Source organism: Mycoplasmatota bacterium (assembly GCA_018394295.1).
Classification (GTDB): domain Bacteria; phylum Bacillota_I; class Bacilli_A; order Haloplasmatales; family Haloplasmataceae; genus JAENYC01.
In genome coordinates this window covers 328,082-347,076 of the sequence record CP074573.1, presented here as the reverse complement: position 1 = coordinate 347,076, position 18,995 = coordinate 328,082, and the positions used below count along the sequence as shown (strand labels likewise).

Annotated in this window: 11 protein-coding genes and 1 pseudogene; 1 reads left to right on the top strand and 11 read right to left on the bottom strand. The window is 29.9% G+C overall.

What is annotated here, in order from left to right; all coding sequences use genetic code 11:
• Position 1: 1 nt before the first annotated feature.
• The 9 genes and pseudogenes from KHQ81_01435 to KHQ81_01395 form a co-directional block, all read right to left on the bottom strand.
• Entirely contained in the window at positions 2-1,045 is a 1,044-nt protein-coding gene (locus tag KHQ81_01435) for a carbohydrate ABC transporter permease (GenBank protein QVK19520.1), read from the bottom strand.
• Positions 1,034-1,840: pseudogene (locus KHQ81_01430) on the bottom strand (sugar ABC transporter permease). The gene KHQ81_01435 and the pseudogene KHQ81_01430 overlap by 12 nt, the downstream one beginning before the upstream one ends.
• A complete protein-coding gene (locus KHQ81_01425; GenBank protein ID QVK18405.1) occupies positions 1,833-4,007 on the bottom strand; it encodes a hypothetical protein in 2,175 nt (724 codons plus the stop codon). Before KHQ81_01425 ends, KHQ81_01430 begins: the two are co-directional and overlap by 8 nt.
• Positions 4,000-6,009 (bottom strand): YIP1 family protein, encoded by a 2,010-nt coding sequence (locus KHQ81_01420; GenBank protein QVK18404.1) that lies wholly within the window; start codon positions 6,007-6,009, stop codon positions 4,000-4,002. Before KHQ81_01420 ends, KHQ81_01425 begins: the two co-directional genes overlap by 8 nt.
• 11 nt (positions 6,010-6,020) lie before the next feature.
• Entirely contained in the window at positions 6,021-6,890 is an 870-nt protein-coding gene (locus tag KHQ81_01415) for a carbohydrate ABC transporter permease (GenBank protein ID QVK18403.1), read from the bottom strand.
• 12 nt (positions 6,891-6,902) lie between these two features.
• Entirely contained in the window at positions 6,903-7,787 is an 885-nt protein-coding gene (locus KHQ81_01410) for a sugar ABC transporter permease (GenBank protein ID QVK18402.1), read from the bottom strand.
• Positions 7,780-10,677, bottom strand: a complete 2,898-nt coding sequence (locus KHQ81_01405; GenBank protein QVK18401.1) for an extracellular solute-binding protein — start codon at positions 10,675-10,677, stop codon at positions 7,780-7,782. Before KHQ81_01405 ends, KHQ81_01410 begins: the two co-directional genes overlap by 8 nt.
• A 20-nt stretch (positions 10,678-10,697) precedes the next feature.
• The gene (locus KHQ81_01400; protein QVK18400.1) at positions 10,698-12,137 is read right to left on the bottom strand and encodes an extracellular solute-binding protein; all 1,440 of its coding nucleotides are present in this window, start codon (positions 12,135-12,137) and stop codon (positions 10,698-10,700) included.
• A 47-nt stretch (positions 12,138-12,184) separates the two neighbouring features.
• Positions 12,185-14,521, bottom strand: coding sequence for a beta-galactosidase (locus KHQ81_01395; GenBank protein ID QVK18399.1), 2,337 nt, complete (start codon positions 14,519-14,521; stop codon positions 12,185-12,187).
• Between the two features lie 504 nt (positions 14,522-15,025).
• Here KHQ81_01395 and KHQ81_01390 point away from each other — a divergent pair.
• Positions 15,026-16,285, top strand: coding sequence for a hypothetical protein (locus KHQ81_01390; protein QVK18398.1), 1,260 nt, complete (start codon positions 15,026-15,028; stop codon positions 16,283-16,285).
• 79 nt (positions 16,286-16,364) lie between these two features.
• Here KHQ81_01390 and KHQ81_01385 read toward each other — a convergent pair whose 3' ends face one another.
• Together KHQ81_01385 and dcuC are read right to left on the bottom strand one after the other, a co-directional pair.
• A complete protein-coding gene (locus tag KHQ81_01385; GenBank protein ID QVK18397.1) occupies positions 16,365-17,378 on the bottom strand; it encodes a LacI family DNA-binding transcriptional regulator in 1,014 nt (337 codons plus the stop codon).
• Positions 17,379-17,544: 166 nt separating this feature from the next.
• Positions 17,545-18,960: a C4-dicarboxylate transporter DcuC gene (dcuC, locus tag KHQ81_01380; protein QVK18396.1), complete on the bottom strand. Its 1,416-nt coding sequence runs from the start codon at positions 18,958-18,960 to the stop codon at positions 17,545-17,547.
• Between the last annotated feature and the right edge of the window lie 35 nt (positions 18,961-18,995).

The window sequence follows — 18,995 nt, the reverse complement described above, 5'->3', positions numbered from 1 at the left end:
TTTATTCTCCTGTTATCCCTGTTCTGTCGATACCTTCTACAAACCATCTTTGTAGAATGAAGTATACACCTAGAACGGGTAGTATTGTAAGTAGTGTTCCTGCCATTTTAATACTTCTGTTTGCTTGATCAACATAATCACTCATAGGATAAAGTTTTTCAAATGTTGCAGCAAATTTGGATAATTGAATCGGAAGTGTTTTATAATTTTCTAAGTATTGTGATATTGTAGATGTTTCATTCCAGTACCAAACAAATGAGAATAGGAATGAGACAAGTAATGCTGGAACTGATAATGGTAAGGCAATTCTAAGGAATATCTTAAGTGGAGAAGCACCATCAATTTCTGCTGCCTCATCTAACACTTTTGGAATTGATTTATAAAATTGGTAGGCGATTAAGATGAAAATACTATGTTTTAACCCTTGGGCAAATGTTGCAGGTAATATAATCGCTAAAACATTTCCTAATAAACCAATTTTTTTAAGCATTAGGTAGGTCGGTATTGTTAAGACTTGTGAAGGAACAATAAAGGTCATTAAGATTAAAGCAAATACAATATTTTTACCTTTAAAGTTAAATCTCGCTAGCCCGTATCCTACTAAATTACATGAAAATACCAATAAGATTGATGGGACAACTGAAATAAAGAAGGACGATTTTAAAGTATTAAAATAATCGAGAACTTCAAGACTTTTCGCAAAATTATCCCAATAAAGTGAGCTTGGTATCAAATTTACCCCTGGATTTCTCAAGTCAGACATTGATTGTAAACTTGTTAGTAACATAAATATTAATGGGTAAAGATAAACAAATAAGATACTTAAGACTAAAATGTAGATAAATATTTTAAACAACCATCCATCGGTACCTAATTTTCCAAATACAATTCTCTTAACTTTTCGAGCCTTAGGTTTTTGTAAAAATAAGAACTCCTTATTTTCATATCGCTCTGGATGCAATAAACTAAATGTTCCAAATTGTTTATGTTTATTAATTGAAAATTTGACATCGATTCTAAAAATAAGAACTAATATTAAAACCATTAGAAAGATAATGACAAAGTATAACCATGACATAGCTGATGCATAACCAAATCCTGCACCTAGCTTGAATCTCTTTTCTATAATAAGATTGACTACTTTATTTAATGAAAATGTTGATAAGAAAATGAAAGTATAAATCATATTAACTAATATCATTGGTTTTAATGAAGGTAACGTAATTTTCCAAAAGGATTCCCAAGGACTAGAACCATCTATTGCTGCTGCTTCATATAATTCACCATTTAACTTCTGTAAAGCAGCAAGAAAGATTAGAATTTGAATTCCTGAATACCAAGTAATTAAAATTAATTTATCAAATATCGTAGTGATAATAAGTGAAAATTTATCACCAAGAGCATTTGTAATTAAGGTTATAATATTGAAATTAGAAATATCAATAACTTGTGTTGCCCCTTGTTCGATTAATTCTGAAATAACAGGACCTGAAATAATAACAACAGGGATAAAGAAAATGGTTCTAATCAGTCCTTTAAAACGGATTTTCATATTTAATATTAAAGCAAATATTAGTGAAAATACCGTTATTACAATTGTCATAATAACCATTGTTATTAATTCATCAGTTAAGTAATCAAGAAATAATACATCAGTTATAAACATGTCACTGTAGTTTTGAAATCCAACTTTAGTTAGTACAATTCCATGAGCTGTAATTTTTACTTTATGAAAACTTAAGTATAAGGAATATAATAATGGATAGAGTGTAAAGATACTAAATCCGATAATCCAAGGTGAAATAAATAATAAACCTACCCTACTTTTTCTTCTATTCATTTTGATCACCTATCACAATATAATTTTTTCCTTCAATTACCTTTCCTAGGTAATTCATTTCTTGATTATTATAATTCACGATGATTATTATCCCATTATCATAAGTCACTTCGACTAATCCTTCATGTACGATGTGATGTGAAATAATTTTACTATCTATAACATGTTTTAAAGCTTCATTCACATAATGATATTCATCAGCAATCAAATTTCGATACAAATCATATTCAATCCCAAATATGTCATTAAATATTTCATTCTTTAAATAATAGCTTGATTTATTGGAAATCAGATAAGATGGATAGGTTCCATATTCGACGCATCTTAATATTTCTGATGTTCTGTTACCACTATTATTAATGTTTTCTGAATAATAATTAACATATCCTCGTAAAAGGGTCTGAACAAATGGAACTGAATCGGTGATAAAAAGATATTGATTCGAACTATTCGCAGTATTTAAATAATCACTGGTTTTATTTAATAAATAACTCGCTGGTTTATACATTGGGATATCATCAACAATTTTTTCATTGAGACGTTTAATCATTTCTTCTCTTGTGATGTTATTTTTTAAATCAGAATACAAGAGGTTGCTCACGCCATCAAGTGCAATATTTGTGCCTATATCAGTAGCATATTCTTTAGCATGTTGAATTCCTTTTAAGATACTTTTATTGTTATTATAATAATAATAGTCATCTATCAATACATAATTTTGATTAATTTGTTGTAATAGATATTTCTTATCTGCTTCTTTCTCATAGACTAAAGAAGGTTCATAATATAGATACATATTATCTAATTTATCTAAACTAGATTGATTTCTTAGTCTTCTATCAAATTGATAGTTGTTTAAATTGATTTTAGACAATCCGCCCTTATTATATCCTTTATAAGTGAATAATAACTCATTGATGTTTTCATCTTTTAATTCATTATTAATTGAAACCAATTCATCTAATGTTGTCATTTTGACATATTTTTGAAACAAAATTGATTGATAAGAATCCGCTGCGATTACATCTAAATGCATAGGTATGTCTTTTGTATCAGTTTTCAGTTTTTCATCATTATAGAATAAACTATCTTGGTAAGTTTGTGCCATACCAATATAATTCGCTTTTTCATTACTCAAAAAATTATGTATAACCTCAATATCATAAAGATATCTATCTTCTGTTATCTTTGATATTCCTTGATCATCTATTAAACGATGAAAGTATTTTTCTCTTAATAGAAAATTAACATAATTAAAATTAAAGTCAGTGGTATTTCCAGCAAACTGCATGATAAACTCACCAAATTGAGCACCACTGGTGACTTCTGAAAAAATAGCGTTTTGATTATGTCCATGAACCATCCCATAAACAGGTAAATTAAATGGTAAAATATCATTATTCACAGGATTTAAATAGATGTCGTTACCAAAGAAACGAGTCTTAAAACTTGATTTCATGATATTATTTTTTTGAAAGCGAACTAAAGCGCCACTACCATCAGGAATAAAAGAATATCCTGGTATTTCATCAAATTTTGTTGCTCCTAAAAATGGGTATAATTGTAATTTAAATAATTTATTTTTTCCATATTCTTCAATTGATTCTTTTGGAATCTTTATACTTAAGGCATTACCATCTAATTTGATGATTAAGCTTAATTTGATTTTAGTATAGGTAAAATCAAGGTCAAAACGTACTTGATCAGATTGAACTGTTTTCTCTATTGTAATGTCTCGTTTAGATTTAATGAGATCATCGTATTTAACGACTTCTTTACTATTAAAATAGCTAAATGATACAGCTGAGCGAACAAAATTAACCCAGTCTCTATTCAATCGTTCATCGTATATATTGTCTAAATCAGACATCCAAACATATTGTGTTTCCTTATTAAGTACTCTTAATGCCAATGATTCATCATCAATATAGACCCTTAAACTATCATTTTCGAGTAAAATATCATAATTAGATAATTCTACTTCTGGTTGATTATAAACAAGATGATCTAAAGGATGAGTAAAGAAGCTCGATTTCAACAAATTGTTTTGGGATTGATTTGGTAAATTATCATGAACAACTGGTTCAGTGTAAGCAAATGTTCTAAAAGTTGTTATTGTAATAAATAGAATAAACAATGTTAAACCAATTTTGAAACCTTTACGCATTGAGCCTTACCTCCTTTATAATCCCTTCAAAGAATTGAATCATTTGTGTTGTTAAAATATTAATTATCACAAATAAAACAATTAAAATGATGATTGTAAACAATGTTAGTAATAGATTTAATATCAATGTCTTCATTTTATAGTTATGGATCTCTTTGACCATTAAAATAAGATTTATTACTGACCAAATAAATAAAATATTATAAGCAAATGTATAGATAAATCCTTCATTTAATGTTAAGAAATTTGTGATCAACGAAAGCGGTAAACTAAACAAAATAATTGGTGAAAAACTAATGATTGCTCCAATAAAAATATCACGATAAAATCCTTCCCCATTTTGTAAAGAACTCATTAAGTGATTTGCCACTGTAAAAATTAGGAGAGGAGCTGTAAAGGATAGTGCTAAATTGAGTAAGGATAATTGTTCAAGTTCACCTCTAAATAGATACCCTTTTATTACCGTAGAAAGAACGACTACTAGTGATAAAACCACATACAATAGCAGACCTGTTTTTACCGATACCTTACGTTTATTCTTTATATCATAAAATGTATCCACAGGATGTTTCAATATATGTTTAAGATAAAATAATTCCTTAAATAAAGTAGTATTTAGAATCTTATTTCTTGTTTTCAGATATTTCTTATAAAGCTCATATGATTGTTTATGACGATTAAACCATTTTTTGATAAAAATAAATATGATAAGGATTCCAATAAAATACATGATATTATGTTGTAACCATATATTTCTAATTTCCCAATAAGTTTCAGAATAATCGCTCATTGAATTTCCTAATCTGAATTCTCTTAAGGCATCATGATATAAAGAATTTTTCAAATACGCTTTTCCTAATCCTACATGGGCTAAAGCAAAACGGGGATTTTGTTTTAGTACATCTTCCCATATACCTTGGCTTTCCGTATATTTTCCATCTTTAAATAGTTTGACACCTTGAAATACCAAATCACCAAATTCAGTCTTTGTAAAAATCTGAATAGAACCGGTACGATAATCAAGTACTGAAATATTACCATTTGTATCAACAGCGATACTACTAGGATTAATAAATTGACCTAATCGCATCGACAAGGTATTTTTTTCACCGAAACGAAACAATAAGTTTCCAAAACTATCATGAATGCTAATATTTCCTTCCTCATTTTCATCAATAGTATAGATATTCCCATCGTTATCAACTGTAATATCAATTAATGAGTCAGAATTATAATCCATAAACAATACATTTGTCCCATTTAAGTTTAATTTTCTAAGTGCTTCACTTGATTGACCTTTATAGATTGGATAAACAATGGACTCTTTATCTATTGCGATATTCGTAGGAGAAGGTGGAATTAATTGAGCTAATTGGGATAATTGTTTTTCAGAAAATATTGCCCGTTGAATAATCATCTTTAAGGTTGGTTTTGTTGAATTCGCTCCAAAGTAACCTAGGAAATCTCCATTACTGTTCAATTGAACAATCCCGTTAACTCCCCCTTCTGTTATTACATAAATGTTTTCATTTTCATCAACAACAACTTTTCGAGGTTTAAATTTAATATCTTCACCATAATAGATTTCATCTGGTCGTGCTAAAGATTTTATTAAATTTCCTTTTGTATCAAGTACAACAATCTCTTCTTTTATAAAATCAGCTACATATATAAGATTATCCTGTGTTACATGAACCCCTGTAGGACTTTCTAAAACAGAATCACCTAAATAGGTAATTTCTTCACTTGACTGATCATATTTAACAATCCGATGATTGTCTGTATCAGCTATATAAAAATTATTGTTTTGATCTATAAATAAGTCACTGGGATTTTTTAAATCAAGATTTATAATATCAATCGCTGTAAAAGCTTCTTGGGTTGGTACAAAATTCCCTTTTGCATCAATTGTAAATGTATCGTAAGCAGATTCTCCCTTTACTTTTACTAAAGGGGTAAATAAGAGGAAAAATATAATTAAGATTTCTGTAAATTTTTTCATTATTCTCCCCCTTACTTAATTCCTGAATGAGCCATTGTATTCATAATTTTACTTTGTAAAAAGATAAATATAATTAAATTAGGTAAAAACATGATCATTGAAGAAGCTGCTGCTATCCCAGCTCCTGCAACCGCATTTGATTGGGTCACAAATGTGTTTAAATAAAACGCAAATGTTTTTAACTCTGAATTATTTACAAACAAAGTTGAGGTTTCTACATTATTCCAAGTAGACTGAAACGCTAAAATTGCAACGGTTGCAATCGCTGGTTTAATTAAAGGAATAATGATCTTTTTATAAATATAAAAATCATTAGCACCATCCACATAGGCTGCTTCAATTAATTCATTTGGTATTTGATCAATAAATTGTTTAACCAAAAACAATCCAACAGGAACAGCTAGTAATGGTAGAATATGTGCTGAAAAGGTATTGATAATACCCAATTTACTAATGATTAAAAATCTTGGAATTGTAACGGCAATAGGCACAAACATAATCGCTAGTGTATTAATTTCAAATAATAAAGATTTCCCTTTAAAATGTTTTTTTGATAAGGCAAAACCTGCCATTGTACTGAATAATAATGATAGAACTAATACAAAACCAGTCACTAAGATACTATTTAAAATATAACGCCCCATCGGTAACCCACTACTATCACTCATATAAGCTAAATCTCTAAAATTATCTAATGTTGGGTTAATCACATAAAACCGAGGTGGGAAGGCGAATAGTTCATCAATTGGTTTAAATGCTGTTACAAAAATATAGATAATTGGTAAAACCATAAAGATGGCTAAGGGTAAGACAAATAGGTAAAATTTAATTTGACTTCTATGATGATATTTAGGGTTTATTTTTGTTCCAAAATAAGACATGCCTTTTCCCTCCTAATCATTTAATAATTTATTGACATATTTTGAAATACCATAAATAATAATTAATAAAACAACTGAAAATGCTGCAGCGAGCCCCATTTCAGACCTTAAGATACCATAGTCTTCAATATGGTTAACAATTAATTGTCCTGAATTTTGTGGGGTAGGATTAGCTCCTGATAACTGAACCCCAATCGCTCCTGCACTAAAGGTACCCACAATTGACATTACTGCTCCAAAAAGCATTTGTGGTTTCATTGATGGCATGGTAATATAAAATATTTCTTGAAATTTATTTCTTAACCCATCAATATAAGCTGCTTCATATACTTCAGTGTTAATATTTAATACACCTGCAAGCATTGCCAAAAATCCAACGCCCATACTACTCCACAAGGAGACAATAATCATTACCATCATCAAATGATCAGGAGATTGTAACCACTGAATGGGTTCACTTATGAAATTATAATTTATTAAAAATCCATTAATTAATCCTTTTTCATCACCACTGAAGATGATTTGCCATAAAACAGTTATGGCAACTCCAGCGGTCATAGAAGGTGAGTATATCATTAAAGCTAAGATTGTTCTTGGCTTATGAGGAACTTGTGCTAAAATCCAAGCAAGGAGAAAAGATAAGATATACCCACCAGGACCAACGATTAAAGAAAACTTAATGGTATTAGGCAATATTGTTTGCATGAATACTTTATCTTGTGTCAAGATATAAATATAATTTTGTACACCATTAAACTCAGGTGCTTCTACTGCGTTAAAATAGGTGAAACTTAATATGAAAGCAATAAATACTGGTAAGACAATAAAGATTAAAAACATGGTTACATAAGGTAATATAAATAAATAAGCTGAATTTATTTTTTTTAATCTATTCATTATATTTTGGTTTCACTTTCCAAGACTCGACTTGTTCAATAGTCGGAACAATGTATTTGTTGACCACTTTATCACCTTCTATATAACCAAATTCTTTTTGCTTTCTTCTAAGTTCACGATTTATAGTCAAGGTTGCATCATCAATTGCTAAACGTAAATTAACGCCATCAAATACAACTTTATTCCATATATTACTTACTTCACGCTCTACCATATAGCCACCTGGTACACGTGGAACTTCTCTTAGATGTTGCCATTGTTGTAAGATTACTTCCTTATGTTCATCAGGTATTGGTAATTCTTTAAAGGCTTCAACATTGGCAGTATTCCATAAATATTCAGAGCCAAGAACTGATTGGAGAGTATGCATAAAATCAACTTGTGTTTCTTTAGACATCCACCATTTAATAAACTCCCAAGACTCTAATTGTTTATAAGATTTTTTAAACATAACGACTGATTGAGCAGAACCTGTAGCCCATCTATCAATATCACCATTTTCATTTTCAACACCTGGATGAAGTGCTATATTCCACTTTCCAGCTAATTCTGGTGAAGCAAATAAAAGTTTTTTATATTCTGAAAAATTAGCAACTCCGATTGGAAGTTTTCCATTTCTAAAGTATTCATAGAAACTTGGTGCTTGTTGTGGTAATGAGTAAATGGTATATAAATCAGTCATCATCTTTAATGCTTTATAAGATTCCTCGGTATTAATAGTAGAATTTAATCCATCACTAGAATAAAAATCTCCACTATACTGATAAATAAACGGGGATGTAGCTGCATAAGGTTTTAATCCTCCTGCTGATGATAATGGTAGGAAAAAATTCATCCCATATCGTTGTAAGGTTGGTAATATATATTTTATTTCTTCATAAGTTTCTGGAATCTCTAAATTTAATGACTCCATAATATCTTTACGATATAAGGTTAATTGAAAATCTTGTGTTTCTGGCAATCCATAAACCCCATCATCTAATACATAAGGTAAAATAGCACCAGACTGAAAGTTATTTAATAATTCTCCAAAACCTTCAAATTGTCTTAAGTCAACAGAGGCCCCCCTTATCGCAAGTTCATATGGTATCCAATTACTGATACCTAAGGCGACATCTGGTTGTGTACTTGCAGCGTTCGCTAAAATCAATTTTTGTTCATCAGGCATAACCGATAAATTAACTTTTATTCCTGTCTCTTTTGTAAAAGTCGTATCAACCATTTGCTGCATGATATTAACAATTTGTCGTGGACGATTTACCCATACATTAATTTCCTCTTGATTCTCAATCTCACCTTTTTTAAAGAACGTCGCTATTATTCCTTCATATTTCAAATAGGTATTGTATAAGAAATTATGTTTTGCCTTTGGTAATTCAGCTTTACTACCATGAATATAGATTTTATCAATGGAGATAGGTTGATCTATTATATAATTTGAAACAAGGGTTAAAGTCTGTGCAATCGAATTAGAACCTTCTGATAATAAGGTCATTTTATTCGGTATTTTATCAACATCACTTTTTAATTCTTTGATTTTTCTTAAAGCAGATTGGAGATTTTTAATCTCATAATTACTTTTTTCTTGGGGATTCATTCTCTTAATTGATTGAATGGTTTCAGCTATTTCATTTTCCCAATCACTTAATATATCTTTAATATTTGGAATGTATTTTTCTAAGTCCCACTCACGATAAGGATCATTTTGATTCCCTGTGATTTTTCGTATCTTTAAAGTAAGATCATTAATCTCTTCTGATATTTGTTGAAGCGATTTATAATCTTCTTGATAATTAGATACATCATTTTGGATAGTAAGTGTATGGAGTCCTTCTTCTAAATAAATTTGATATCCTCCAAATTGATTTCCTATTACAGTATTTGTCCAACTAGATGCAGGATTGATACAGTAATTATTTAATTCTTTAAACGGGAATTCATTGTCTATTTTTATATCCAAAAATATATTTGAATGAACTTTTTTTCTCTGCTGGTATTTTAGACTAATATTGTAATAACCAGAGTGGTCTACCTCAAAATGATAACTTACTTCACTTCCATGTTGACTAAATGAATAATCAGGTAAATGATTTAATAAGTTATAATTACTGCTTGAAGGTGAAACATTTGGGTCTCTAGTAACCCCCATAATTATACCAACATCATTTTTATAACTAACATCTTCTGCTTCTATTGTGATGAGTTCATTATTTTTTTCAGGTAATTTGTTACGATATTCATCATATGTTTTAACCATTTTGTTCTTTACTACATATACATTTCCAAGTAAAATTGTTTCATTTACTGCTTTGATTTCAATTTGATTTATTCCTTTATCTAAATGAAATTTTATATTTTCATCTTCTAATGTATCTAAATCTTTAAAAAAGTTTGTCATCCAAGCTTCATAATGTGTTTGTTGAGGTAAAACTTGATTGTTATTTCTGTCAAATCTTTTTTCTTTATCGTTTTTAACCCAATATTTATCAATAATTAGATTTCGATCCAATTGATTTTCACCATTAATTAAGATAGTAATTTCTATTGGAACGATTGAATCATTTAGGGTTATATAATCAAAACCTATTTCATATTCTCCTTCTTCCAAAATATGCAAGTCATATGTAACCGTTTGTCCATCATTCAAATACAAAGTACTACCTTCATAATCATATTGATTTAATTCTGTTTGATAGCCCTCAACATTATCTTCTTGATTGATTTGGTAAAACAATTCATATGAACTTGGTAATATTTCGTGACTTCCTTTTAATAAAAAGGAAGGAGAATAGGTTGAAATAGGTTTCTTTTCATTAGCGATTCTAATAGCGGCTACCAAAGTGATAATCACTATAAAGGTTACTAATGCTAAACTAAGTACCTTTTTCATTTAATTCTCCTCCAATTAATCTACTTACCTAAAGATGCATTTGCATCTGTATATTTTTGGTTTGCTATTGTGTTTATAGCGTCAGCATGGTCACTATAGTTTAAGTTTCCTCTAAATGAATTCCAAAGAATGTCATTTATTGTTGCATTATCTTTATAACCATCTTCGCCTGGAGTTCCCATAGCGATACCTGTTGGTGCATCCCATCTTGAATCACGATAACCAGGAATAACTTTAACACCTTCAACGATAGCTGATGCATCTAAATCATTATAAACAGCACGTAATCCTCGAACATCTAAAGTTTCAAAGTAAGCATCAACTACATCTTCATCATCAATTAATGGTAATGTATTGACTACTATTCCTTCATTGTTGTTAGCGATTTCAATACGTTTTAAATATCCTTCTTTTGAAAAACTCATCCATTTAGCAAATTCATAAGCCACTTCTGGATGCTCTGACGCTGCTGAAACTCCTAAAAAGTCAGGAATTAAAACAACTTTACCATCAGGTAATCCAATGAAATCCCAATCAAATGTTAAATCATTAATCATATGAGGTAATGCCCAAGATGCTTCCCAAGCAATTGCAATATGACCTGAGTCCCATGCTTCTCCCCACCAACCTGGACTATCAAAATAATTTTCTTTTGTTTCAGGAGATTGTGCATCTAGTACATATCCGTTATCAAAATAACTTTTGGCTTTAGTTACACCTTCAATAAATACAGATGAATTTAAATTATATTGTGATCCATCAAATGAATACCAACCTAAATTTTCTGATTTAAGTGCAGGATAATAGTCCACAACTGATATTTCTTCAGATAGACCAACAACACCATCAAGTGGTTTTGTCATTGCAGAAATTGCACTATCAAATTCATCCCATGTAAATCCGAATTCAGGAGCATAAGCATTATGTTGTCTGAATAAATCATTGTTAATCCAATAACCTTGGATAAACATCGCAAATGGAATAGCATATGTTTCATTATCATAAGTAATTGAATCTGTTAGAGCACTTGCTAAACCATCCCATTCAGCATCATCTTTAACATATGATGAAATATCTAATACCCATTCGTTAGCGATTGCATCTGGAACTGTTTGTAACATAAATACATCTGGTAATGTTCCAGCAGCTGCTGCTGCGTTTAATGAACCTGCCCAATCACCTGGGTCAATATTTTCATCGATAACAACTTGACGACACTCATCTTGAGCATTGAATTCAGCAATCATTCTTCTTTCTAAATTGTTTTCTTCTTCAGTACCTAAGTTCCAGTTAGCATATTTAATTGTAACAACACCACCTGGACAAGTTGCTTCTGTAGTTGTAGTTCCCTCTGTAGTTGTAGTTTCTTCTGTAGTTGTTGTAGATTTCTTTTCAGTATTACAAGCTGCTACAGTCATAACAAATACAAATAGTGTTAAAACGTAAACCAATTTCTTCATTGTTTCTTCTTCCTCCCAATTTATTATTAATCCAACAGTTGTTGGTATTAACCAATGATTATTGTAAGATTTTTTGAATTTTCTTTGATTTTATATAAAATTGTTTGATCATTTTTTTTAATAAGATCAAAACCGATAGATGAAATATTAAGATCAGGATTTAAAATTTCGAGTTTAACAAATCCGTTTTTGTTCTCAGAACCAAACTCTATTGTACATTTTTTGTCCTCAATCTTCTTTTCTTTTATTTCAAGGGTTGAATAAAGAATTGTAATCTCATCTGTTATTTTCATTTGTTTTGGTAATATAAGTCCTTTTCTCATCGGAATATGAATTGGATGATTAGCTAGTTCTTTAATACAGATGGTTTTATCATACTCATCAAGATTGTTAATAAAGAATAATAATGTATCTTTATCTTCTCTAATATTAATGGTTACCCACTCATCTACTTCTGATAATGGATAAACCTGAATATACTCAAGCAATCGTTTAATAATGTCATCTTTATAAGCGTAATCATTTTTCATAGCACATCCAAAGATTAGAACTTGTCCTTTGCCTATTTTCTTTAAACAAGTATGTGGATAATTACTGCTTTCATTACTTCCTAATTCTTTCCAATCGTCATTAACCTGATAATGTTCTGTGAAAGCAACATTGACCTCTTTATAATCCAGAATATTAGTTAATTTCCACCACTCTTTATCAACAATCTCAATATCAAGATAGTCTTTCAAGTAGGTACACACTTCTCCATTCATATCCTTCGTTGGTATTTGCGGATAAATGAACAAACTACCTCCAGATTTAATAAATTCTATTAATTTTAATTGAATGGATTGATTCATATATTCTGTTGAAAAAACAATTAGTTGTTTTTCCTTCGATAAGTCAGAACTAAGTAAATCAATTCCTTTGGGATATATATTCTGATTAACAATCGCTTTACCTACCCCTTCATAAAGAAAATCATTTCTATAATTCACTAGCATGTCTTTACGAGGTTTTGTATATTGATTATCAAATTCAGTCATATAATAGTCAGGATTAAATCCTAAACAAACAGAGTGACGTGGTTTTGTTTTAATTAATTCTGATTCATATGCTTTAAATACTTTCATTAAGTCATGAATATAATGATACTGGATTTTTAAACTTCCATCACTTGAAATAGGCGCTTGCCAATCATGTCTTGGGGCAAGTAATCCAATCCCTTCATCATTATATCCACCAACAAACATGTAATAATTTATCGCATTCATACCATTTGCGAAGCATAATCTTGTTTTTAAATCGTATGTAGTCGGCTGTAATTTAGGTATTCCATATTGAAATCCACCTTGAAATTCAGCTGAGAATAGCGGTTGTTCTTTAGGTTGAATCGCTTTTGTAAATTCATTAGCCAAAACAACATCATAATAATTATCTGGAACAATATTTCCTATATAATAATCCCCTGCATAAAGACAACCTTCAATTTTTCTTATCTCATACAGTTGAGATAGACCAATAGGATATTGTTTTCCTCTTTTTGAATAATCATGTTGGTCAAATCCATGAACATTTACGATAAAAGGCATATTACATCCATTTTGAATAGCCAATCCTTTTAAGGATTTTATATAATTTGCATAATCTTCACGCAAGAAATAACCAAACAATTCATGAAGTTTTAAACAACTTCTTTCAACAGGTGATTTTATATAGTTAGCAACATCTGAAAATTGTGTTAAATCTAAATCTAAATATTTATTTAACTTTTCAATGGTACTAAACTTTTCTCCTAAGTATAAGCTAAACCGATCTAGGGCTTCATCACTTAAATCTGGTTGATTAGTTACCCATTGTAACATCCCAACTTCATTATCTAATTGGAACATGATGATATTACCACCATTTTCAACACTATATTGTTTTATCACCTGACAAACCGCTTGATACCACTTAGTTGTTAATTCAACAAATTTAGGATGCAAATAATTTGCCACTTGACTAGGTGAAAACTCACCATTTGCTTTTCTAGAAATCACTTCTGGGTACTTCTCATTTACCCACATGGGAACACCGGAATTAATCGTTTCTGACATAATATAAGGTCCTGGTCGAACGAGTAAATACATCCCAGCATCTTTAACCGCTTGAAAAAAAGCAGCTAAATTAGTTTCTGGTCGACGTTTTCCGGTTAAATCAATTTTTCCTTCAATAGGTTCATGCCACATCCATGGAATATAAGTACTAACAAGATTTATGTGACAAGCTTTTATTTTATTTAAAATTGATTCCCAATTCCTAGCATCGTTTCTAAAATAATGAAATTCAGCACCCTTTAATATAACAGGTTCTCCATCAATAGATACGCACTGATTTTTAATCTCTATCATGATGTCCTCCACTTTACTGAAACGTTTCAGTTGCATCTAAAAAAATAATTTTAAATCTTTATTTTAATTAGAAATAATTCCAATAATAACCATAAATACCAAAATAAGTATTTATATAAACAACATTGATTTGTAAACGTTTTATTGAAACGTTTGAGTCAATTATACAATATGACATTTTTTTTGTCAAGATGAATCCAATACTTTAATTTTTACAAATTTTTCCTATTAATAAAAATTATTTTATTCTTAGGTTTTTCTGATGAAATAATACAATGTTATTGTTTTGATGTATATGAAAAGAAGTATTATAGAATCAAATTAACATTTAATTAACTCATTAGTTAAAAATATATTTAATACTGTTAAGACTAATTTTTAATTTGTATACAATGTTTTTATGTTATCTTCAGATTCACTGAAAATAATTCAGTAAAAAATGATTGAATTTTACATAAAATAAATCTATAATAATGATAACCTTTTAAAGAAAGTAGTGTTTATATGATGCAAACAACTAATCATTATAATAATTTACCCTACAATGTCAAACAATTTTTCGATACTCAATATCGAGACTCTATTAGATTACTAGAAGCTTCAAGACATCCTAATACAGGATTATATGCTGATTCTTTTCTGACAATGGACAAGAATCCTGATACAAGATGTTCAATCGCTGCAACTGGTGTTGGATTAATAGGACTTTGTGTTTCTGATATGGAAGGCTGGGATAGTGAAGCAGCACAAAAAGTACTAATCACACTGAAAACTGTTTTAGGACAGAAGAAAGGATGTTGTGTTTCACGTGATTTGAAATCAGGTTTTTTTGCCCATTTTGTTGATAGTGAAACAGGAGAAAATATCCATTCAGAATTTTCAACCATCGATACCTCTTTATTAGTTGCAGGGGCTCTTTTTGCTGGTAATCACTTTAAAAAGACACATCCTGAAATAATGGAATTAGCCAACGATTTATTACATTCAATTGATTGGCGTATTGTTGTTAATGATAAAGATAAAGGGGTTATCAATATGATTTCAAAAGAAGGAAAGGGGATAGCACCACTTCCTGCTTATAATGAATATGTTTTAGTCTCTTATCTAGCAAAATTATGTCAACCTGATAGCGAAGATATCATCAACCTATGGGATAATACCTTTGCATTAGATAAAATAAATCAACTTCCTAAATCAATTTATCGTGATATTCAGGTATTAACCGATAGAGAAAATCACTTTTTATCTTCATTTGTTCATCAATTTCCCTTTTATCTAGTTCCAGAATATACTACTAGTTCAGTCTATAGAAAGTATTTTAAAAATGCTTGTATGGCTGATAGATTAAAATGGAAGGAATTAGATGTTCCATCTTTTGTCTGGGGATATGGGGCTGGATCAAATAAAGGACTATATGATGAATATCATGCAGATAGAATTAATGATTCTAAAAGAAATATAGCTTCAGCCTATATCGTAGCTGGTTTCCTACCAGTATACCCTGAAGGGATTTATGATTTATATGCCCTATATCAACATATCCCTTATAATCATTATAAAAATCCACATGATAAAGAAGATGAAATTAAATTCCGTTCTTCTTATCAGTATGGATTACATCGTTATTCTTGGTCTCATTTAAAAGAAAATAATCGTTGGTACCCATTAGTAATTACAGTAATTGATTGGAGTAGCATGATTTATGGATTAACAGCTTTTAAAAGAGGTTTAACATTCTTCACAGAACGTTTAACAAAAGCATAAATTATATACCCTTACTTTATATACATTTAAAAAAGTGATAAATCATATGATTAGATTTATCACTTTTTCTTTTTATCAACTATATTTCTTTTACACTACCACTTTTAAACAATACTGGTTCTAAACAAATATTTTGTCGGTCTTCGGTTTTATTTTTAATCTCTGAAAATAAAATTTTACACGCTTCCTCACCTAATATTTTACTATTTTGTTCAATTGAATCTAATTGTGAGTTAAGTAGAGTTGCCAGTAAAAAATGGTCATACCCAATAATTGAATAGTCATCTGGGATATCTTTATTTACATCATATATAGAGAAAATCGCACCATAAGCCATTAAATCATTAAAAGCAAAAATTCCAGTTAAATCTTTATTTAACAATTCATTCATTCGTATTCTACCACTATCAAAGTGATAATCACCTTCTAGCAATAGGTCCTCATTAATCGTTAAATTAGCTTCTTTCATTGCTTGATAGTACCCCTTTAACCTTTTTTCTGAACTTTTCGTATCTTTCGGACCAGTAATACAAGCAATTTTTTTATGACCATGATCAATAAGGTGCCTGGTAGCTAAATACCCTCCTAATTGATTATCAAAATGAACCTTATTTACATAGGAATCATCAAATACACGGTCAACCATAACTAAAGGAATTGATAAATTTAATAGGACACGTTTCATTTCTTCCTGATACTGCTCTTGATAAGACTCATTAGAAATAACAAGTAATAAACCATCAATATGTCTATTTAATAATAAATCAATCACTTCAAGGTTGGTTTGATGAGAATCATTATTATTCATTAATAATACCATGTAACCAAGAGAACGAGCATAATCCTCAATCGACTTATATAAGCTTGAAAAAAATGCATTTTCAATATCAGGAATTATAAGACCTATAGTCTTTGATTCTTTCGATACTAAACTTCTAGCAGCGAAATTTGGAGTATATTTAAGTTTTTCTGCCACTTCAAATATCTTTTTCCTTGTTGCTTCTGATACACGAACTGATTTATGATTTAAAACCAAAGAAACAGTTGTGACAGATACCCCCACTTCTTTTGCAACATCTTTAATAGTTGTCATTTAACATCACCCACTTCAATTATAATTGTATCAAAAATCGAATAAAAATTCAGTAAATAAATAATAAAATTCTAATAAATAGTGTTATTATATGCAAATTAAAAACTGCTCCTTATAAATTTTAAAGGCGCAGTTTTTAAAATTATTTATAATATATATATTTTAATTATAAGAACATGATCATTGATAATATAAACATGAATATAACACCAGATATCATAGGAACTGACGTACGTTTCACGATATTAAATGGATTTTGTTTTGTTGTACCAGCAACGATAACTACAACGGCAGAAACAGGAGATACAGCGCGTAATAAGTTTCCTGCAAGTCCCATTGGGATTGTTACTGCTAATGCACTAATTCCTGCAGCAGCTGCTAGTGGATACATAAGTGGTACCATTGAATAGAATAATGCTGTTCCACTACCACTTAAGATAACAATTAAAGCAGTGAATAGAACTAATATTAATGGCAATACAAATCCTTGACCTTGATTATTTTGCATAATTTCTCTAATTGCATCAACAATTCCAATTCCTTTTAGACCTGAAACAAATACAGAGGCAGCTACTAATAACGCTACGATTCCAAAACCATTCCCCATCCCTTTAAAGAATGTTTCAGTATGTTTAAACACTTCTTTACCATTAAAACGTCTACGGATTAATTCAGCAATAATTGCGACTAAAAAGCTGACTAATACTGATAATCCAACTGATAAATTAACATTAACTACATTACTTGTACCTAAGATATAGAAGACAAGTAATAAAATGATTGGGAATATAGGTAATAATGCATACACTGTTTTGTAAAGCACTCCACCTTGAATTTCAACTGCTTTTGTTGTATCTATTGTTACATCTTCTTCAATTTGGATTCCTTTAGCTATTAATTTCTTATCTTGATATTTTTGCCAGAAGTAATGAACAACTGCCATTAAGATTAATGTTGGAATTGATACAAGTGCATGATAACTGAATACATATTCAGAAGCAGTTAATCCAGTGAAATCAGAATATTGAGATAATTCTTCTGCGATTGCTACATTGTCCCCACCTAATGGTGTTGGCATAACAGTTGCTGTTGTAGCGATGACAGCAGCTGCTGTTAATGTAGACATTCCTGATTTTTTTAATACAGGATATAGAGTAGCAAGTAAAATAATTGCTAAGTTTGAAGCACTTGGCACAACAAGTGATAATAGGTTTCCTAGTAAGAATACAAATGGTACCAAAACATAAGCTGATTTAATCCCTTTTAGTGGTTTGGTTAATACATCGACAGTCACTTCATTTGCGCCAATTGCACTCATATAACTTGAGTAACCACCTAAAATTAGAATAATTAGCCCTGCTTTTGGTAAGATTTTTTTGAACTGATCAACAACAACTTGGAATGGATCTAGAATTGCATTTCCAGTTTCTGCAACAGAATTTCCCAACAATATGGTAGCAACATATAATAATGCCAATCCAACTCCTAATAATGTCATTTTAATATCTGCTTTTATTAGTAACATATAAACAACTAACGCTACAGCAATAAAAGCAGCGGACCACATAATAAATTGTTCCACGATTTTTCCTCCCTTTAATTTAATATATATTCACT